We start from the raw sequence: 17,299 nt of genomic DNA on the forward strand, positions 1-17,299 counted from the left end.
ATCACCCCTAGTCCCACTCGAAACCGCCGCGGCGCCACTCGTACACGAAGGGCACCGTGATGAGGGCCAGGAAGCCCAGCATCGCGACGAGCCCGAACGTGGCGAGCTCCGTGAAGTTCACGGCCCACGGGTACAGGAAGACCACCTCGATGTCGAAGATGATGAAGGTCATCGCGACGAGGTAGTACTTGATCGGGAACCGGCCGCCACCGACGGCATGCGGTGTCGGCTCGATGCCGCACTCGTATGCGTCCAGTTTCGCGCGGTTGTAGCGCTTCGGCCCCAGGATCGCGCTGGCGCCCACGCCTCCGAGGGCGAGGACCGCGGCGACCCCCATCAGGAAGAGGAGCGGGACGTACGGGTTGGTCATTGCTCGACTCTCCCGGTCGTGGTGGGGACGCTTCCGCGCAGGACGAAGGTCAGCGAAGGCTGGGGTGGCGGTTGAGCGTCTCCCGAGGCAGGGAGACCTCGCCGGGACCTAAGTCCCAGCGCGACCCGCGACATCGAGGGTGAGCGCATCATGCCGCCGGCGCCAGTCGGGCGAGGGCCGAGATGGTCCGATCGACCATGTCGCCGCCCCGCGGCTCGTAGCAGTCGGACAAGAGCTTCAGCACGAACTTCATGAGCAGCGGGCGCGGCAGGCCATACCGGGTGCACACGTGCATGACCTGCGGGTGCTCGATGAGCTTCACGAAGACCCGGCCCAGCGTGTAGTACCCGCCCAGGTCGTCCTTCATGCGGGTCTGGTACGCGGCCAGTGCGCGCTCCCGCCCGGCGGCGGAGCCCCGGGCGGCGGCCTGGACCACCGAGTCGGCGGCGAACCTGCCGGCCTGGAGCCCGTAGGCGATGCCCTCGCCGTTGAACGGGCTGATCATCCCCGCGGAGTCGCCGGCGAGCATGAGCCCGCGACCGTACAGCGGGCCCCGGTTGAAGCCCATGGGCAGCGCGGCGCCGCGCACCTCGCCGATCTGGTTCTCGGGCGTGAACTCCCATTCCGCGGGGGCATTCGCCATCCACTTGCGGAACAGGTCCTTGTAGTCGACCTTCGTCGCTGCGGCGGTCGAGGACACCGAGCCGAGCCCGACGTTGGCGGTGCCGTCGCCGAGGGAGAAGATCCAGCCGTAGCCGGGCATGAGGTTCGAGGAGCCCGGGGCGCCGTCCCACAGCTCGAGCTGGCTCTCCATCCACGGGTCGTCGTGGCGCGGGGTGCGGAAGTAGGTCCGGACGGCGACCCCCATGGGCCGGTCCATCCGCTTCTCCAGGCCGAGGCCGGTGGCGAGCCGCGCGGAGACGCCGTCCGCGGCGATGACCACGGGGGCCCGGTAGGTGACGTCGTCCCCGGCGCGCTTGCCGTCGCTGCCCACCGGGCGGGCCGTCACGCCGACCACGCGGCCGGTGCGCTCGTCCAGCAGGGGGCCGGTGACGTTGGTGCGCTCGAGGAGCTTGGCGCCCGCGGCACGCGCGTGGGAGGCGAGCATGTGGTCCAGGCTCATGCGGGAGCGCGCCAGGCCGTAGGACGGGTAGCTGGACAGCTCGGGCCACGGCAGCTCGAGGCGGTGTCCGCCTCCGACCACGCGCAGGCCGCGGTTGCGGATCCAGCCGTCCTCCTCGCGCAGGGAGACGCCCATGGCGGCGAGCTCCTTGACCGCGCGCGGGGTCAGCCCGTCGCCGCAGACCTTGTCGCGGGGGAACTCCGCCTTCTCGAGCAGGAGCACCTCGAGGCCTGCGGAGGCGCAGTGATAGGCGGCGCTGGACCCAGCGGGACCTGCACCGACGACGATGACGTCGGCGTCATCGCTCCTTGCGTCAACCACTGACCCGCCCCACTTGTGAAGACGTTCACATCCCAACCTGGCCGAGTGTAGCCAGGGCCACAGACCGTGTCTGCGAAGGCTTACCTCACCTGCGGGCAATACCCGGTGATCGCCGGGTCAATTGGCCGGGCGGACCCCGCGGTGCAGCGCCACGATGCCGCCGGAGAGGTTGCGGAAGGCGACGTCACGCCATCCGGAGTCCTTCAGCAGACGGCCGAGCCCGATCTGGTCGGGCCACTCGCGGATCGACTCGGCCAGGTACACGTAGGCGTCCGGCTCCTTCGACACCGCACGGGCCACTGGCGGCAGCGCGCGCATGAGGTAGTTCGTGTAGACGGTGCGGAACGGCGCCCACGTCGGGCGCGAGAACTCGCACACCACCAGGCGGCCGCCCGGGCGCGTGACCCGCAGCATCTCCTCGAGGGCCTGCTGCGTCTGGGCGACGTTGCGCAGCCCGAACGACATCGTCACCGCGTCGAAGGACTCGTCGGCGAACGGCAGGTGCACCGCGTCGCCCGCCACGAACCCGAGGTCGGGGCGGCGGCGCTTGCCCACGCCGAGCATCCCCATCGACAGGTCGCACGGCACCACGCGCACACCGGCGTCCGCGAGCGGCTCGCTCGACGTGCCCGTCCCCGCGGCGAGGTCGAGCACGCGCTCGCCCGGCTGGGCACCGACGGCGGCGAGGGTCGCGCGACGCCAGTAGCGGTCCTGGCCGAGGGAGATGACGTCGTTCGTCAGGTCGTAGCGGCGGGCGACGCCGTCGAACATGGCGGCGACCTCACGAGGGTCCTTCTCGAGGCTGGCGCGTGACATGCGCCCATCGTCTCAGGTCCGAGCCCTTGGGACGTACCCTGATCGCGATGACCAGCACCATGCCCGACGCCGTCCCGCACCCCCTCGTGGTCCGGACGGTCGCGCTCGACCACCTCGCGCGGCCCGGCTCCACCGGCCCCGACCCCGACGACCTGCTCGGGCTGCTCCCCCCGGACGCCCCGCTGGCGTGGGTGCGGCGCGGCGACGGGATCGTCGGATGGGGCGAGGCGCTGCGCGTCGAGGTGTCCGGGCGCGACCGGTTCGCCGACGCGGAGCAGGCATGGCAGGAACTGCTCGCGCACGCGATCGTGCGCGACGAGGTGGACCTGCCCGGCACCGGGCCCGTCGCGTTCGCCTCGTTCGCCTTCGAGGAGGACTCTCCCGCGGGCGGCGTGCTGGTGGTGCCGCGGGTGGTCGTGGGCCGGCGCGGCGCGCGCAGCTGGCTGACCACGATCGACACCGGCGCGACCCTGCGGGCGACCCCCGACCTGGCCGACGTCGCCGCCCGCCAGCCCGAGCCCGTGAGCCCGGGCGCGGTGTCCTACGCCGAGGGCGCGGTGCCCTCCGAGGACTGGCTGTCCGTGGTCGAGCGCGGCGTCGCCGCCATCCGGGCCGGCGAGGTCGAGAAGGTCGTGCTGGCCCGGGACGTCTACGCCACCACGACCGAGCCGCTCGACGTGCGGTGGCCGTTGCGGCGCCTCGCCGCCCGCTACCCGTCGTGCTGGACGTTCAGCGTCGACGGGCTGATCGGCGCGACGCCCGAGCTGCTGGTCCGCTCCGAGAAGGGCCTGGTCACCTCACGGGTGCTCGCCGGCACGATCCGCCGGACGGGCGACGATGACGCCGACCTGGCCCGGGCCGCCACGCTGGCGCACTCGTCCAAGGACCTCGAGGAGCACGAGTACGCGGTGTCCTCGGTCGCGGACGCGCTGGCGCCCTTCTGCACCTCCACGAACGTGCCCGACGTGCCGTTCGTGCTGCACCTTCCCAACGTGCTGCACCTCGCGTCCGACGTGACCGGGGTGCTCGCCGCGAACCCGTCGAGCCTCGCGCTGGCCGCGGCCCTGCACCCGACGGCCGCGGTGTGCGGCACGCCCACAGCCGCGGCAGCCCGGCTGATCAGCCGCATCGAGGGCATGGAGCGCGGCCGGTACGCCGGTCCCGTTGGCTGGCTCGGGGCGGACGGCGACGGCGAGTGGGGCATCGCGCTGCGCTCGGCCCACGTCGACCCGCAGGACCCGCGCCGGGTTCGGCTGTTCGCGGGGTGCGGCATCGTCGCCGCGTCCGAGCCCGCCGCCGAGCTCGCCGAGTCGGAGGCGAAGCTCGTCCCGATGCGGGACGCGCTCGGCACAGCCTGACGCCTCTCCCCCGCTGTCACAGACGCGGAACGGCCGCCGCTCCTCCGAGCGGCGGCCGTTCTCGTCCTCCGGTCGAGGATCAGCCCTGGCCCTGCTGCTGGAACCACTCCCACAGCTGCTCGGGGGTGACGTTCGAGCCGTTGCGGGGCTGTCCCGGCTCCTGCGTGCTGCCGGGCGTCGGCTCCGGGAGGGTCGTCGAGTCCTCCTCGCGCGTGGCGAGCGTGACGTCGAACTCCTCGGTCTGGCCGTCCCGCACCACGGTGAGCGTGACCTCCGAGCCCGAGGTCAGCTCCCGCACGTACGCGGTGAGCGACTCCGCCCCGGCGACGGGCCGGTCGTCGATCGCGACGATCACGTCGCCCTGCCGGATCCCGGCCTCGGCCGCGGGCGACCCCTCGGTCACCTGCTGGACCACGGCGCCGCGGCGGGTCACCCCGTCGGCGGTGGCCGTGCCGTCGGACAACGAGACGCCGAGGAACGCGTGCTCCGCCGTCCCGTCGTCGATCAGCTGGGTGGCGATCTGCTCGGCCAGGTTGGACGGGATCGCGAAGCCCAGGCCGATCGACCCGGACTGGCTCGACAGCGTCGCGATCGAGGACGTGATGCCGATGACCAGGCCCTCCCCGTCGAACAGCGGCCCCCCGGAGTTGCCCGGGTTGATCGCGGCGTCGATCTGGATCGCGTTCGTCACCGCCTGGCCACCGGCCTGCGACGTCGAGACCGGCCGGTCGACCGCGGAGACGATGCCGGTGGTCACCGTGTTCGACAAGCCCAGCGGGTTGCCGACCGCCATGACGGGCTCGCCGACCCGCACGTCCGCGGAGTCGCCCAGCGAGGCCGGCTGCAGGTCGTCCGGGGCGTCTTGGAGCTGGATGACCGCGAGGTCCGTCGCGGTGTCCGTGCCCACGATCTCCGCCGCGAACAGTCGGCCGTCGGTGAGCGTCACCTCGATGCCACCCTCGGTGGCATCCCCGACCACGTGGTCGTTGGTGAGGATGTTGCCGGAGTCGTCGATGATGACGCCCGACCCCTGGCCGGCGCCGTCGGCCGTCTGCACCGCGATCGCGACCACCGAGGCCTGCACCGACGCCGCGACCCGCTCCCAGTCCGGGTTCTCGACCGACGATCCCTCGACCGGCGCGGACGGCGAGTCGGTGTCCTGCCCGATCGTCGCGAGGGACGAGTCGTCGTCGTCACGCAGCACGAGCGACATCAGCCCTGCCGTCACGATGCTCGCCAGCAGCGCCGCGGCGATAGCCACGCCGACGAGCGGCCCCCAGAGGGAGCGCCGCCGCTCGGGCTGGCCGTCTCCGGCGCCGCCCGTGGGGTACGGGCCACCGTCATGGGGCGGCTCGCCGGGCCCCCCGTAGCCGCCTTGGCCGCCAGGGCGGTCCTGGCCGCCAGGGCGGTCCTGGCCGCCGGGACCGGCGCCGCGCGGGTCGCCCGAGCCGTAGCCCCCGTACGAGGCCGGGGCCGCGGGATGCGGCGGGCGGAACGGGTTTGTGGGGTGCTCCCCCGGGCCCTGCTGGCCTGGCTGGCCCTGCTGGCCCTGCTGGCCCTGCTGGCCCTGAGGCGGCGGCCACTGCGAGGTCGGGGCGCCGGCGCTCTGGGGCGTCGTCGGACGGAGCACCTGCGTCTCCGCCGCATGGGCATCGTGCGCCTCGCGCTGCTCGGGCGGGGCGGGGCGCTGCGACTGGGGGTGCTCGGGCTCGGAATGCTGCTCGGGAACGGCCGGCCGCCGCGGCGGGGGCGGCTGCTCGGGCTGGCTGGGCTGAGCCGAGCGGGGATCGTCCGGGGTGCTCATGGGTGGCCTCCTTATTGCCCACCATGAGACATGCGAGCACTGGGCGCATCCTTCAGGATTCCTGGGAGTTCCCTAAGAATCGGCGCACGGCGGGGCGCGCGGCCCTCACCAGCGCGGATGCTGTCGCTCACGCCAGGGTGCGGCTGACCGCCTCGTCCGCGGCCGCCCCGAGCCGGGCCATCAGGGCCCGACGTCCGGCGCGGTCGACCCGCACCTCGACCACGCTCACGCCGGGACCGGGCGCGGCCAGGGCGGGCGCCAGGCCGTCGACGTCGGACACCCGGGTGTGGCGGACGCCGTAGCCCGCGCACAACGCGGACAGGTCGGCGCCGTGCGGTGTGCCGAAGACCCGCTCGAAGGCGTCGGCGTGCTCGGGCGCGCCGTGCTCGAGCGTCGAGAAGATGGACCCGCCGTCGTCGTTCGCGACCACGATCTGCAGGTCCACCGGCGGCTCGAAGGGCCCGCGCAGCAGGCCGCCGACGTCGTGCAGGAAGGTGAGGTCGCCGAACAGCGCGCGGACCCGGCGGTGCGGCAGTGCCAGGGCGACGCCGAGCGCGGTGGAGACCAGCCCGTCGATGCCCGCGAGGCCGCGGTTGGCCAGCACCATGCGCGGCCCGTCCCACGCCGCGACCAGGTCCAGGTCGCGGACGGGGTTGCTCGATCCGACCACCAGCACGTCGTCGCCGTGGGTGGCCCGGGCCACCTCCCGGGCGAGGGTGGGACCGCTGACCCGCGTCCCGCTGCGGGACGGCGGTGCAGGCGCGTCGAGCACGTCGTCGATGGCGGCGAGCGCCGCCTTGCCCGCGGCCTGCCACGCGGCCAGCCACCCCGGAGGCCCGCCGTCCGGGTCGGCTCCCGCGCGCATGCGGGCGGGGACGGCGGTGAGCACCTCGGAGGCGCCGCGCATCGCGTCGGGCCAGTCCCGTCCGGTGGGGGCGATGACCACGACCTCGACGTCGTCCCGGCCGAGCAGCGCCTGGACGGGACGGGTCAGCGTGGGGCGGCCCAGCACCACGGCCCGGCGCACCGCGCCGCCGAGCGCGGGGTGGGCCAGCAGCAGCCGGTGTGCTGGCACCCCGTTCGCGCTGCCCAGCGCCCCGGAGGACGGCTCGGCGAGCAACGGCCACCCGTTCGCCTCCGCGACCTCGCGGGCGACAGGGCCGGCCCCGTCCCCGGCGACGACAACCGTCGGCGCATCGGCAGCGCGTCGGGCGGCCAGCGCGGGCTCTCCCGCGAGGAAGGGCTCGGCCAGGGCCGCGAAGGGCCCGTCGACGGGGCTCGTGGCTGGCGCCGCGTGCTCCGCGGCGCGTGCCTCGACCCGGGTGATCCCGTCGGAGCTCGGCTCGGGCCAGCCGGACGACGCCGGCGCCAAGGGCTCGCGGAACGCCAGGTCGAGGTGGACAGGCCCTGGGTCGGCGCTCCGGGCGCCCAACGCAGCGGCCATCGCGCGCGAGAGCAGGTTCCGCAGGTCCCGGTCCTCGCCGGACCGGCCGACCGGCGCGGGCACGTCGGCGGTCAGCCGCACGGCGGCGCCGAAGATGCCGACCTGCGCGGTGGTCTGGTTGGCGCCCGTGCCGCGCAGCTCGTGCGGGCGGTCGGCCGTGAGCAGCACGAGGGGCAGGCCAGCGTGATGTGCCTCGAGGACGGCGGGGTGCAGGTTCGCCACAGCGGTGCCCGACGTGGTGACGACCACCACGGGCCGTCGCTCGCCGATCGCCTCGGCGGCCTTGGCCAGGCCCAGCGCGAGGAATCCCGCGGACCGCTCGTCGGTGCGCACGTGCAGCCGGATCGAGGGCGCGCCCGCCGGGCGCTGCCCGTCGGGCCGGGCGGCGTCGGCGAGGGCGTAGGCGAGCGGCGCGCTGCGGGAGCCCGGCGCCAGCACCGCGTCCCGCACGCCGAGCGCTGCGAGGGCCTGCACCAGGACACGGGCCGCGGTGGTGGCAGGACCGTCGTGGGCGCCTGCCGGGCGGGGGCCCGCGGCGGATGTGCTCGTCACGGTCCCACCGTAACCGCGGAGGCTGCGCGCTCAGGCACGGGCCGCCGCCGCCTCGATCGCCTCGATCGCGTCGAGCCGCGCGAGCCAGCGGTCACGCGTCGGCGCGTCGGCGGCGCTGGCGGCGAGCAGGCCGGGGTCGGCCTCGGGCCGGCTGACCTCGATCTGGCCGTCGCGGGGCAGCAGCGGGCGCCCGGTGACGTCGGCGGTGAGGAGCTGCGCGGTGGCGAGGCCGCAGGCGTATGGCAGATCGGGCAGCGCGGCCGCGAGCGCGATGCCCGCCGCGAGCCCCACGGAGGTCTCGAGCGCGGATGACACCACCACGGGGAGCCCCACCTCGGCGGCGAGGTCGAGGCAGGCGCGCACGCCGCCGAGCGGCTGCACCTTGAGCACCACGATGTCCGCGGCCTCGGCGCGCACCACCGCGAACGGGTCCTCGGCGCGACGGATCGACTCGTCGGCCGCGACCGGGACGTGGGTCGCACGGCGCACCGCCGCCAGTCCGGGCACGTCGGCGACGGGCTGCTCGGCGTACTCCAGCCCGCCCGCCGCGCGGTCGAGCACCCGGAGCCGGGCGATCGCGGTGTCGACGTCCCAGCCGCCGTTCGCGTCGACCCGGATGGCGCCGCCGGGCCCGAGGGCGTCGCGCACGGCCTCGAGCCGCTCGACCTCGTCGCGCTCCGACTGCCCTGGCTCGGCCACCTTCACCTTGGCGGTGCGGCACCCCCCGGAGGCGGTGACGATGCGGTGGGCGGTCTCGCCGTCCACCGCGGGGACGGTCACGTTGACCGGGATCGACGTGCGGACGGGGGCGGGCCAGCCGACGTCGGCCGCCTCGCGGGCGGCACGCAGCCAGCTCGCCGACTCGGCGGCGTCGTAGTCCCAGAACGGGCTGAGCTCGGCCCAGCCGGCCGGCCCGCGCCACAGCATGCCCTCGCGCACCGTGATGCGGCGGAACCGGGTGCGCAGCGGGATCGCGTAGACGTGGAGGTCGGCGGGCGGGGCGGTGGGATCAGGCCGGTGCACGCCTCCAGCCTAGGAGCCGCCGGGCAGCACCTGGGCGAGCAGAGCGGCGGCGCCCGGCCGGACCGGCCGCTGCTCGGTGAGGGCGGTGACGACCGCGCCGTCCACCACGGCGACCACGAGTGCCGGGCTGATCTCTGCCCCGGCCAGCCGCGCGACCTGGGCGACCACCGCGTCGAGCTCCGCGCGCCCTGCGGCGATCGCCCGAGCCAGGGCGGGCACGCGACCTGCGCCAAGGAGGTGCTCGTAGTGGGCGCGCACGGCGTCGTCGTCCCCCGGGGGCAGCACGGCGCTGGCGAGCAGTCGGGCGGCCTGGTCCGCGGGCGCACCCGCGCCGCGCAGGTCCTGGGCGGCCTGAGCGGCTACCGCGCGGGCGTGCTCGACCCAGGCGGCCACGAGCGCCTGACCCGCGGCCGTCAACAGGTCGTCGAGGCCGGTGAAGTAGTACGTGGTGGCGGACAGCGAGGCGCCGGCCCGCGCCGCGACGGCTCGGTGGGTGAGCGCCCCGGGACCCTCCTCGCGGACGATCGCGGCCGCCGCCTCGGCCAGCTCGGCGCGGCGACGCTCCCCCTTGGCGGTCGTCGTGCCCTTGGCGGCGGCGCCGGGGTGGGCGCCGGCCCCGGCCGCGTTCTCGTCGTGGGCGGCGGTCACGCGTGCTCCGCGCCGGACAGGTTGAGCCCGACCACGCCCGCGACGATCAGCACGAGGGAGACGATCTTGAGCACCGAGACCGTCTCGCCGAAGATCACGATCCCGAGCACGGCGGTGCCCACCGCCCCGATGCCCACCCAGACGCCGTACGCGACGCCCACCGGCAGCGTGCGCAGCGACCAGCTCAGGCCGGCGAAGGACAGCACGGCGAGCACCACGAAGGCGACGCTGGGCCACAGGCGCGAGAACCCGTCGGACGCCTTGAGGCTCAGCGCCCAGCCGGTCTCGAGGAGCCCGGACAGGACGAGGACGATCCAGGCCATGGGCCGGTCTCCATTCTGGTACGCACGTACCGCTCTGGTTTGGTACGACCGTACCACTCGTCTGCTGACCTAGGCTGGCCCCGTGAGCGACCTCCCCGCACAGGTGTCCCAGACCTTCGACCCGACGCGCTGGCGCGCAGTCGCCGGCTTCGAGGACCTCACCGACCTCACGTACCACCGAGGCGTCGAGCGCGGCGCCGGGCCGGACGGCCCCACCGAGCGGGACCTGCCCGTGGTGCGGGTCGCCTTCGACCGCCCCGAGGTACGCAACGCGTTCCGCCCGCACACCGTGGACGAGCTCTACCGCGTGCTCGACCACGCGCGCATGAGCTCCGACGTGGGCACTGTGCTGCTCACCGGCAACGGCCCCAGCCCCAAGGACGGCGGCTGGGCCTTCTGCTCGGGCGGCGACCAGCGCATCCGCGGGCGGGACGGCTACCGGTACACCTCGGACACCGCCGAGGAGCACGCCGACGCGATCGACCCCGCCCGCGCGGGCAGGCTCCACATCCTCGAGGTCCAGCGGCTCATCCGGACCATGCCCAAGGTCGTCGTGGCCGTGGTGGGCGGCTGGGCGGCGGGCGGCGGGCACTCGCTGCACGTCGTCGCCGACCTGACGATCGCCTCGCGCCAGCACGCGCGATTCATGCAGACCGACGCCAATGTCGGCTCGTTCGACGGGGGCTACGGCTCAGCGCTTCTCGCCCGCCAGGTGGGGCAGAAGCGCGCCCGGGAGATCTTCTTCCTCGCCCGCGAGTACTCCGCCGAGCAGGCCCTCGCGTGGGGCGCGGTCAACGACGTCGTCGACCACGACCAGCTCGAGGACGCGGCGCTCGAGTACGCGCGCATCATCGCGACCAAGTCCCCGCAGGCCATCCGAATGCTGAAGTTCGCCTTCAACCTGGCCGACGACGGACTGGCCGGGCAGCAGGTCTTCGCCGGGGAGGCCACGCGCCTGGCGTACATGACGGACGAGGCCGTCGAGGGCCGGGACGCGTTCCTGCAGCGCAGGGACCCGGACTGGTCCGGCTTCCCCTACGCCTACTGACCTGTCAGCGCTCGGCGAAGACCCAGGACGCGACGTCCAGCAGCTGGTTGACGACCAGGGCGCCGCCCAGGATCAACGCGAGAAGGATGGCGCCGGACAGGAGCACCGCCGCGACACCGTGGCCGTCGTGCTCGATCACCTCGTGCGAGTCAAGAGTTGTCATGCGACCAGCCTGGTCGCGCGGCCGCCGCGCCACATCGGCCCACCGGTCGAGCCGCGGGCCCCAGCCGTCCACCCCGCCGGGGGCGCTCCCGTCCGCCCGGGGGCGCAGTCGCCCGCGCCCGGCCTCCACCCTGGGCAGGACAAGGGACGAGCACGCGCGCGGCCAGGCGGCCGCTGACGCCCGGGCGGTCCCGCTCAGCTGATGGTGAGCGAGCCCTTCCCGGCGGGCACGAGCTCCACCCAGGTGTTGCCGGGGGCCAGCGTGACGGACGAGCCGTCGGCGCCGAGCAGCCGCAGCGGGGCGTCGGGGGCGTCCTTCTGCCACCTCGCCGCGAGGGTCTTGCCGCCCGTCGCCACCACCGCGTCCCCCGACCCCACCAGCGAGTAGGTCGGCACCGCGGCGCCGCCCTGGGCGCCGTACGGCGTGTCCGGGTGCTCGGCCGTGATCGCGACGACGTTGACCGCGGAGAGCCGGGCGCCGTTCGCCGCGCTCGCGGGCTTCGCGCCCTCGGACCGGAGCCACGCCGAGCCGTCCCACGTCCAGCTCGGGCTTGAAGCGGGCGAGAGCCGGAACGCGAGCGTCGTGGCCGGGGCGCCCGCGACGACGGCCGAGGCGCGCTCCATGCTCCGGGCGAAGTCGAACTGCTCCTGAGGGGCCGCCTGGTGCGCGCCGTCGACCTGCTCCCAGAACGTCTGCGGGCTGCCGTACACGTTGTGCGGCGCGGACCGGCCGCTCACCCGGTACATGCCCGCGACGCCCCGGTCGTGGCTCAGCGACTGCACGCCACTGGCCACGACCTCCTCGAGGATGCCGGGCTGGCCCCCCGAGTACGCGAGCAGCCCGCGCAGCGGCGCCACGATCAGCGGGTCCATCGGGCGCACCGAGCGGATCGGCCCGACCTCGTCCGGGGTCTGCGAGTGGAAGACCGCGACGAACCTCGACACGTCGAACTCGACGATGGTCTCCCAGACCACGTCCGCCTGGTCGAGCCCGGCCTGCGGGCGCGCGACGGCGGTGTTCTCCACCTTGACCGCGAGGGCCGGCCGGGCCGCGGGCTCGCCTGCCACGCCGGTGAGCGGCCACGTGGCCGGGACCACCGGAGCGGGGGCGGCCGCCTTCGCGGCGTCGATCGCCGGGGCGACGGACTCCGTGGCACGCACCTCCGGCGGCCCCGCGGGAGAGCCGCAGGCCGCCAGCAGGAGCACCGCGGCGACGCCCAGGCCCCAACGACGGGACGCGCCCGCGGCGAGGGGCCGCCGGTCACCGCCCGTCGTCACCGACGTCGTGCGTGCCGCGCGTGCCGTGCGTGCCGTGCGCATGAGTACCCCCTCGTCGCGGCGGGCGCCGCGGTCAGCTGACGGTGACGGTCCCCGACCCGTTCGGGACGAGCTCGACCCAGGTGTTGCCCGGAGCCAGTGTGACGGTCGATCCGTCCGCCGCGGTGAGCGTGAGCGGCGCGTCGGTGGACGGCTTGGACCAGGTCGCGGCGAGGGTCTGGCCGCCCGAGGCGACGAGCGCCTCACCCGTGCCCACGAGCTTCGTCTCCGGGACGGGGCTGCCCGCCGGGTCCACCGTGCCCGAGTCCACCAGGTCGACGCGCACCACCACGACGTTCGCGGCGGACAGTCGCGCGCCCGAGGGGGCGGTGGCGGGGACGCCCGACTCGGAGCGCAGCCACGCCCCCGCCTCGGCGTCCCAGTCCCAGCCCGGGTTCGAGTACGACGAGATGTGGACCGCCACGGACGCGGCCGGCGTGCCCGCGGTGACCGCGCTCGACTGGGCGACGGCCCGCGCGAAGCTGAACTGCTCGGGGGGCAGGTTCTGGTGGTCGGCGTCGGCCTGCTCGAGGAACGTCGCCAACGTCCCGAACACGTTGTGCGGGGCCTTCGCCGTCTTGGCGCGATAGAAGCCGCCGTCACCACGGTCGTGGCTGAGGATCTGCACCCCGGAGTCGGCTAGGGACGTCACGAAGCCGGCCTGCCCGCCGGAGAACGCCACCAGGCCCTTGAGCGGGGCGGTGATGGCGGGGTCCATCGGCCGGATCGAGCGGATGGGCCCGACCTCGGTGGGGAGCTGCGAGTTGTACACGGCGACGAACCGGGTCACGCCGCCCTCGACGACCTGCTCCCAGACCACGTCGGCCTGGTCCAGGCCCGTCTGCGGGCGGACCTCCTTGGGATTCTCGATCTTGACCGCCACGGCGGGGCGGTTCACGACGTCGTCGGCCGCGACACCGGTGAGCGGCCAGCGGTCCGGGACGACGGGCTCGGGCGCTGCGCCCTTGGCGGCGTCGATCGCGGCGTCGGCGGTGACCGGGTCGCTGGGGGCCCCCGATCCGCACGCGCCCAACGCGAGGCTGGCCCCCAGGGCGAGCAGGGCTGCTGCGCGGACGCGTCGGGCAGCCGGCGACCTCCGGGGACGGACTGTCACAGACACGGCTGAACTCCTTCCGCTGCCCGGCCGGTCTGCCGGGCGACCGCCACACTGTAGAGCCCCCGCCTAGGCTGGCCGTGTGAGCCGTGCCGTCCGCCAGATCTGTGTCTCGTCCTCCCCCGCCGACGTGTCGGCCCTGATGGCGGCCCTGTCCGCCGCCCTGGACGGCTCCGGGCCGGCCGTCCTGCCCGTGGCGGCGACGCAGCCCTCCGACGCGCCCCCGTCGGAGGCGCCGGACGACGTCGCCGTGGTGATCCGCACGTCGGGCTCGACCGGCGCCCCGCGCGGCGTGCAGCTCACCGCCGCGGCGCTCCGCGCGTCCGGCGAGGCGACGGCGGCCCGGCTCGGCGGCCACGGCCGCTGGCTGCTCGCCCTGCCCACCGAGCACGTGGCGGGACTGCAGGTGCTGGTGCGCTCGCTGCTCGCGGGGTCCGAGCCCGTCACCATGCCGGCGGGCGGCTTCCACGCCGAGTCCTTCGCGAGCGCCGTGGCGGAGCTCGACGCGGGAGGCCCGGGGCGCCGGTACACGTCCCTGGTGCCGACCCAGCTGCACCGCCTGCTCGACTCCCCCGTCGGCGTCGAGGCGCTGCGGGTCTTCGACGCGGTGCTGCTCGGCGGCGCCGCCGCCTCCCCGGCGATGGTGGACGAGGCCCGCGCCGCGGGGGTCCGCGTGGTGCTGACCTACGGGATGAGCGAGACCTGCGGCGGCTGCGTGTACGACGGCGTGCCGCTGGACGGGGTTCGCGTCGACGTGGACCCCGATGGCCGGGTGCTGCTGGCCGGCCCGGTGCTGGCCGCTGGGTACCTGGGCCGCCCCGACCTGGACGCCGAGGCGTTCACCGACCGCGAGGACGTGCGCTGGCTGCGCACCAGCGATCTCGGCGAGCTGGTCGCCGGCGACGGGCCCATCCCCCGGCTGCGCGTCCTGGGCCGCCTGGACGACGTCATCGTCACCGGCGGCGAGAAGGTCGCCCCGGCGGCCGTGGAGCGGGCGCTGCAGGCCCTCGACGGCGTCGCCGAGGCGTGCGTGGTGGGCGCGCCCGACGCCGAGTGGGGCCAGGCCGTCACCGCGGTCGTCGTGCCCCGCCCCGGCTCCGACGGCCCCACTCTGGGCGAGGCGCGCGCCGCCGTCGCCGCCGCGGTAGGACCCACCGCGGCTCCACGGCTGCTGCTGGTGGTGGAGGCGCTGCCGGTGCGCGGCCCCGGGAAGGTCGACCGCCGGGCCGTGGCGGAGGCTGTGGCCGCCGCCCTCGACGAGGCGGGCCACGACGCCGACGACGACCTCGACCACGTTCTCGGCGGCGACAGCCCGGCAGGCCGGGGGCACGGCGGGGAGCAGGCTCCCGGCGAGGCCCGGTAACGTCCGTCTGGAATCCCCGCCCGCACCGGCCCGCCCGGCGCATCTGCCCGCCCACCTGGCCCGTCCACGAGCGGCGACCGAACAGGAGCATCATGGCCACCTCGTCCCAGTGGATCGCGGGCGCCCGCCCCCGCACGCTGCCCGCAGCGGCCGCCCCCGTGATCGTCGGCACGGGCGCCGCCGCCCAGCTGGGCTCCGAGGACCTGCTGCGCGGGCTGCTCGCGCTGGGGGTCGCGCTCGCCCTGCAGGTGGGCGTCAACTACGCCAACGACTACTCCGACGGGGTGCGCGGCACCGACACCGACCGCGTCGGCCCCATGCGCCTGACCGCCGCAGGGCTCGCGCGCCCGCGGCAGGTCAAGCTCGCGGCGTTCGCCGCGTTCGGCGTCGGCTCGCTGCTGGGGCTGGCGCTCGTGGCGCTCTGCGGGCAGTGGTGGCTGATCGCCGTCGGCGCGGTGTCCATCGCCGCTGGCTGGTACTACACCGGCGGCAGGCGGCCCTACGGCTACCGGGGGCTCGGCGAGGTCGGCGTCTTCGTGTTCTTCGGCCTGGTCGCGGTGCTGGGCACCACGTACACGCAGGCTGGCCGGATCTCCTGGCCGGCCGCCGCGGGCGCCGTGTCGATCGGGCTCATCGCGTGCGCGCTGCTCATGGTCAACAACCTGCGGGACATCCCCACCGACGCCCTTGTGGGCAAGCGCACCCTCGCGGTGCGGCTGGGCGACCACCGGGCCCGACGCGTGTACGCCGCGATGGTCCTGCTGCCCATCGCGCTCGCCGTCGCGTGCGCCTTCGTCGCGCCGTGGTCGCTGCTCGTGCTGCTGCTGGTGTTCCCCGCCGGCCTGCTCGCGTTCACGGTGCTCGTGGGCGCGCGGGGGTTCGCCCTGGTTCCCGTGCTGGCGGGCACAGGCGCCTACGAGCTCGGCTTCGGCGTCCTGCTCGGGCTGGGCCTCGCGCTCTAGCGTCGACCGCCACTCGCCACCTGGGGACCACGCGCTCGGCGCGGCGCCCACCCCCGGGCGGACGGCGATCGAGCCGACGGGTGGACGCGGCGGGGCCGGAGCCCGGACCACCCTGGGTCCATGACCCTCTATGTCCATGGCCGCCGGGCGCGGTCGACGCGTCGTCGCACCATCGCCGTGATCGCCGTGCTCACCCTCGCGCTGACGGCCGGCGCGACGGTCGCCCTGCTGCGGGCGGCAGCCTCGGACGCAGCCGAGGACGCCGGAGGAGCCGTGATCGAGCAGGACCGCATCGTGGCGACCGGCTCAGCGGACCCCGCTCCGATGGACGAGGGCAAGGCGGGCACAGACCCCGCGCTCGCTGGCGTCGACGCGGAGCTGGCCCGACGGGTCTCGAGCGCCCAGGCGGCGGCCGCCGCGGAGGGCGTCGTGGTGGCCATCACCTCCGCGAAGCGCTCGGCCGAGGAGCAGCAGGCGCTCGTCGACGCGGCGATCACGCGGTACGGCTCGCAGGAGGAGGCGTCCCGGTGGGTGCTGCCTCCCGAGGCGTCGAGCCACGTGACGGGCCTGGCGGTCGACGTGGGTCCCACCGAGGGGGCGCTGTGGCTCGGCGAGCACGGGCTCGACTTCGGCCTGTGCCGCGCCTACGCCAACGAGATGTGGCACTTCGAGATGCTCCCCGAGGGAACGTCGACGTGCCCGCCCATGCACGAGGACTCGTCCGGTGGGTGGTGACCAGCGGAGGGCCCGAGGCGGGCTGGAGCAGCCCTCAGGCTGCGCCCCGCTCGCGCTCCGCGGCGTCGAGCGCGGCGTCCTCGACCTCGGCGTCAGCGGGTGCGGAGCGGCCCGGCTTGGCGCGCTGCGCCAGGTGCAGCGCCGCCGCGTCGCGCTGGCGGCCCAGCAGGACATAGGACAGCGCCCACGCGATGACCGCGGCGAGCACGATGGCGAGCCACGATCCCATCCCGACCCACACGAGCACGACGAGGGTCACGGCGAAGAGGCTGAGCCTCCACAGGGTGTACGTCACGACTGGCACGCCACCAGGGTATGCCGCCAGTCCGGCGCCGATGGACGGGGTCGCGCGGTCGGCGCGGTGAGCGGATGCCCGATGGGCGGACAGCGGCGGGCCCCGGCGCCTGGCCCCGCGCCGCGCGAACTAGGCTGAGGCGATGCGCAACCTCCTCGCCCTCGCAGCGGTCGCACTCATCGTCTACACGATCTTCGACGTCCTGCGCAGCGATGAGGCCGAACGGTTCGGGGTCCACAAGCTCATCTGGCTGGCCTTCATCGTGGTGCTGCCGGTGATCGGCTCGGTCGCCTGGCTGGTGCTGCGGCAGATGGCCCGGTCCAGGTCCGCGGGACCCGCGCGGTCGCCCGGCGCCGCCGCGCCCGCACCGGACGACGACCCCGAGTTCCTGTGGCGGCTTGAGCAGCAGCGCCGCCGGGCCGACCGCGAGCAGTCCCGCGAACACCCGGACGAGCCGCGCCCCGAGAGCTGACCTCGCCGGGCCGGCCGACAGCACAGCCGCAGACGGCAGCAGCCGCCGT

Annotated in this window: 18 protein-coding genes; 6 read left to right on the forward strand and 12 right to left on the reverse strand. The window is 75.2% G+C overall.

Features of this window, described 5'->3' with window-relative positions; translation table 11 throughout:
• Positions 1–7: 7 nt before the first annotated feature.
• The 3 genes from NP064_RS14045 to NP064_RS14055 all read right to left on the reverse strand — a co-directional run bounded on the left by NP064_RS14045 (position 8) and on the right by NP064_RS14055 (position 2,630).
• Positions 8–370 (reverse strand): NADH-quinone oxidoreductase subunit A, encoded by a 363-nt coding sequence (locus tag NP064_RS14045; RefSeq protein WP_227570241.1) that lies wholly within the window; start codon positions 368–370, stop codon positions 8–10.
• A gap of 148 nt (positions 371–518) precedes the next feature.
• On the reverse strand, positions 519–1,814 hold the full coding sequence (locus NP064_RS14050; protein WP_227570240.1) for a geranylgeranyl reductase family protein: 1,296 nt from the start codon (positions 1,812–1,814) through the stop codon (positions 519–521).
• A gap of 117 nt (positions 1,815–1,931) precedes the next feature.
• Positions 1,932–2,630: a demethylmenaquinone methyltransferase gene (locus NP064_RS14055; RefSeq protein WP_227570239.1), complete on the reverse strand. Its 699-nt coding sequence runs from the start codon at positions 2,628–2,630 to the stop codon at positions 1,932–1,934.
• A 47-nt stretch (positions 2,631–2,677) separates the two neighbouring features.
• On the opposite strand from NP064_RS14055, the gene NP064_RS14060 reads away from it, so the two are divergent.
• A complete protein-coding gene (locus tag NP064_RS14060) occupies positions 2,678–3,988 on the forward strand; it encodes an isochorismate synthase (protein WP_227570238.1) in 1,311 nt (436 codons plus the stop codon).
• Between the two features lie 79 nt (positions 3,989–4,067).
• Here NP064_RS14060 and NP064_RS14065 read toward each other — a convergent pair whose 3' ends face one another.
• The 5 genes from NP064_RS14065 to NP064_RS14085 form a co-directional block, all read right to left on the reverse strand.
• Positions 4,068–5,792, reverse strand: coding sequence for a S1C family serine protease (locus tag NP064_RS14065; protein WP_227570237.1), 1,725 nt, complete (start codon positions 5,790–5,792; stop codon positions 4,068–4,070).
• A 127-nt stretch (positions 5,793–5,919) separates the two neighbouring features.
• Entirely contained in the window at positions 5,920–7,788 is a 1,869-nt protein-coding gene (gene menD, locus NP064_RS14070; protein ID WP_227570236.1) for a 2-succinyl-5-enolpyruvyl-6-hydroxy-3-cyclohexene-1-carboxylic-acid synthase, read from the reverse strand.
• Positions 7,789–7,818: 30 nt separating this feature from the next.
• Positions 7,819–8,811, reverse strand: a complete 993-nt coding sequence (locus NP064_RS14075) for an o-succinylbenzoate synthase (RefSeq protein WP_227570235.1) — start codon at positions 8,809–8,811, stop codon at positions 7,819–7,821.
• A 9-nt stretch (positions 8,812–8,820) separates the two neighbouring features.
• Positions 8,821–9,459, reverse strand: coding sequence for a TetR/AcrR family transcriptional regulator (locus tag NP064_RS14080; RefSeq protein WP_227570234.1), 639 nt, complete (start codon positions 9,457–9,459; stop codon positions 8,821–8,823).
• Positions 9,456–9,782: a DMT family transporter gene (locus NP064_RS14085; RefSeq protein ID WP_227570233.1), complete on the reverse strand. Its 327-nt coding sequence runs from the start codon at positions 9,780–9,782 to the stop codon at positions 9,456–9,458. The genes NP064_RS14080 and NP064_RS14085 overlap by 4 nt, the downstream gene beginning before the upstream one ends.
• An 82-nt stretch (positions 9,783–9,864) precedes the next feature.
• Between NP064_RS14085 and NP064_RS14090 the strand changes: the two genes are divergently transcribed.
• Positions 9,865–10,830 (forward strand): 1,4-dihydroxy-2-naphthoyl-CoA synthase, encoded by a 966-nt coding sequence (locus NP064_RS14090; RefSeq protein WP_227570232.1) that lies wholly within the window; start codon positions 9,865–9,867, stop codon positions 10,828–10,830.
• Positions 10,831–10,834: 4 nt separating this feature from the next.
• On the opposite strand, the gene NP064_RS14095 is transcribed toward NP064_RS14090, so the two are convergent.
• The 3 genes from NP064_RS14095 to NP064_RS14105 all read right to left on the reverse strand — a co-directional run bounded on the left by NP064_RS14095 (position 10,835) and on the right by NP064_RS14105 (position 13,429).
• On the reverse strand, positions 10,835–10,993 hold the full coding sequence (locus tag NP064_RS14095) for a hypothetical protein (RefSeq protein ID WP_227570231.1): 159 nt from the start codon (positions 10,991–10,993) through the stop codon (positions 10,835–10,837).
• 194 nt (positions 10,994–11,187) lie between these two features.
• Entirely contained in the window at positions 11,188–12,312 is a 1,125-nt protein-coding gene (locus NP064_RS14100) for a DUF3048 domain-containing protein (RefSeq protein ID WP_227570230.1), read from the reverse strand.
• 31 nt (positions 12,313–12,343) lie between these two features.
• Positions 12,344–13,429, reverse strand: coding sequence for a DUF3048 domain-containing protein (locus tag NP064_RS14105; protein ID WP_227570229.1), 1,086 nt, complete (start codon positions 13,427–13,429; stop codon positions 12,344–12,346).
• Between the two features lie 76 nt (positions 13,430–13,505).
• Between NP064_RS14105 and menE the strand changes: the two genes are divergently transcribed.
• The 3 genes from menE to NP064_RS14120 all read left to right on the forward strand — a co-directional run bounded on the left by menE (position 13,506) and on the right by NP064_RS14120 (position 16,483).
• A complete protein-coding gene (menE, locus tag NP064_RS14110; RefSeq protein WP_227570228.1) occupies positions 13,506–14,786 on the forward strand; it encodes an o-succinylbenzoate--CoA ligase in 1,281 nt (426 codons plus the stop codon).
• 92 nt (positions 14,787–14,878) lie between these two features.
• Positions 14,879–15,748, forward strand: coding sequence for a 1,4-dihydroxy-2-naphthoate polyprenyltransferase (locus NP064_RS14115; RefSeq protein WP_227570227.1), 870 nt, complete (start codon positions 14,879–14,881; stop codon positions 15,746–15,748).
• Positions 15,749–15,868: 120 nt separating this feature from the next.
• Positions 15,869–16,483, forward strand: a complete 615-nt coding sequence (locus tag NP064_RS14120; RefSeq protein WP_227570226.1) for a D-alanyl-D-alanine carboxypeptidase family protein — start codon at positions 15,869–15,871, stop codon at positions 16,481–16,483.
• 34 nt (positions 16,484–16,517) lie between these two features.
• On the opposite strand, the gene NP064_RS14125 is transcribed toward NP064_RS14120, so the two are convergent.
• Entirely contained in the window at positions 16,518–16,787 is a 270-nt protein-coding gene (locus NP064_RS14125; RefSeq protein ID WP_227570225.1) for a DUF4229 domain-containing protein, read from the reverse strand.
• 133 nt (positions 16,788–16,920) lie between these two features.
• Between NP064_RS14125 and NP064_RS14130 the strand changes: the two genes are divergently transcribed.
• The gene (locus NP064_RS14130) at positions 16,921–17,250 is read left to right on the forward strand and encodes a PLD nuclease N-terminal domain-containing protein (RefSeq protein WP_227570224.1); all 330 of its coding nucleotides are present in this window, start codon (positions 16,921–16,923) and stop codon (positions 17,248–17,250) included.
• Positions 17,251–17,299: the final 49 nt, after the last annotated feature.

Source organism: Cellulomonas chengniuliangii, assembly GCF_024508335.1.
Classification (GTDB): domain Bacteria; phylum Actinomycetota; class Actinomycetes; order Actinomycetales; family Cellulomonadaceae; genus Cellulomonas_A; species Cellulomonas_A chengniuliangii.

Excerpts from the sequence above, each read along its gene's own strand:
- NP064_RS14045 (WP_227570241.1), bottom strand. The coding sequence starts at position 370 with ATGACCAACCCGTACGTCCCGCTCCTCTTCCTGATGGGGGTCGCCGCG.
- NP064_RS14055 (WP_227570239.1), bottom strand. The coding sequence starts at position 2,630 with ATGTCACGCGCCAGCCTCGAGAAGGACCCTCGTGAGGTCGCCGCCATG.
- NP064_RS14060 (WP_227570238.1), top strand. The coding sequence starts at position 2,678 with ATGACCAGCACCATGCCCGACGCCGTCCCGCACCCCCTCGTGGTCCGG.
- NP064_RS14065 (WP_227570237.1), bottom strand. The coding sequence starts at position 5,792 with ATGAGCACCCCGGACGATCCCCGCTCGGCTCAGCCCAGCCAGCCCGAG.
- NP064_RS14085 (WP_227570233.1), bottom strand. The coding sequence starts at position 9,782 with ATGGCCTGGATCGTCCTCGTCCTGTCCGGGCTCCTCGAGACCGGCTGG.
- NP064_RS14095 (WP_227570231.1), bottom strand. The coding sequence starts at position 10,993 with ATGACAACTCTTGACTCGCACGAGGTGATCGAGCACGACGGCCACGGT.
- NP064_RS14100 (WP_227570230.1), bottom strand. The coding sequence starts at position 12,312 with ATGCGCACGGCACGCACGGCACGCGCGGCACGCACGACGTCGGTGACG.
- NP064_RS14115 (WP_227570227.1), top strand. The coding sequence starts at position 14,879 with ATGGCCACCTCGTCCCAGTGGATCGCGGGCGCCCGCCCCCGCACGCTG.
- NP064_RS14120 (WP_227570226.1), top strand. The coding sequence starts at position 15,869 with ATGACCCTCTATGTCCATGGCCGCCGGGCGCGGTCGACGCGTCGTCGC.
- NP064_RS14130 (WP_227570224.1), top strand. The coding sequence starts at position 16,921 with ATGCGCAACCTCCTCGCCCTCGCAGCGGTCGCACTCATCGTCTACACG.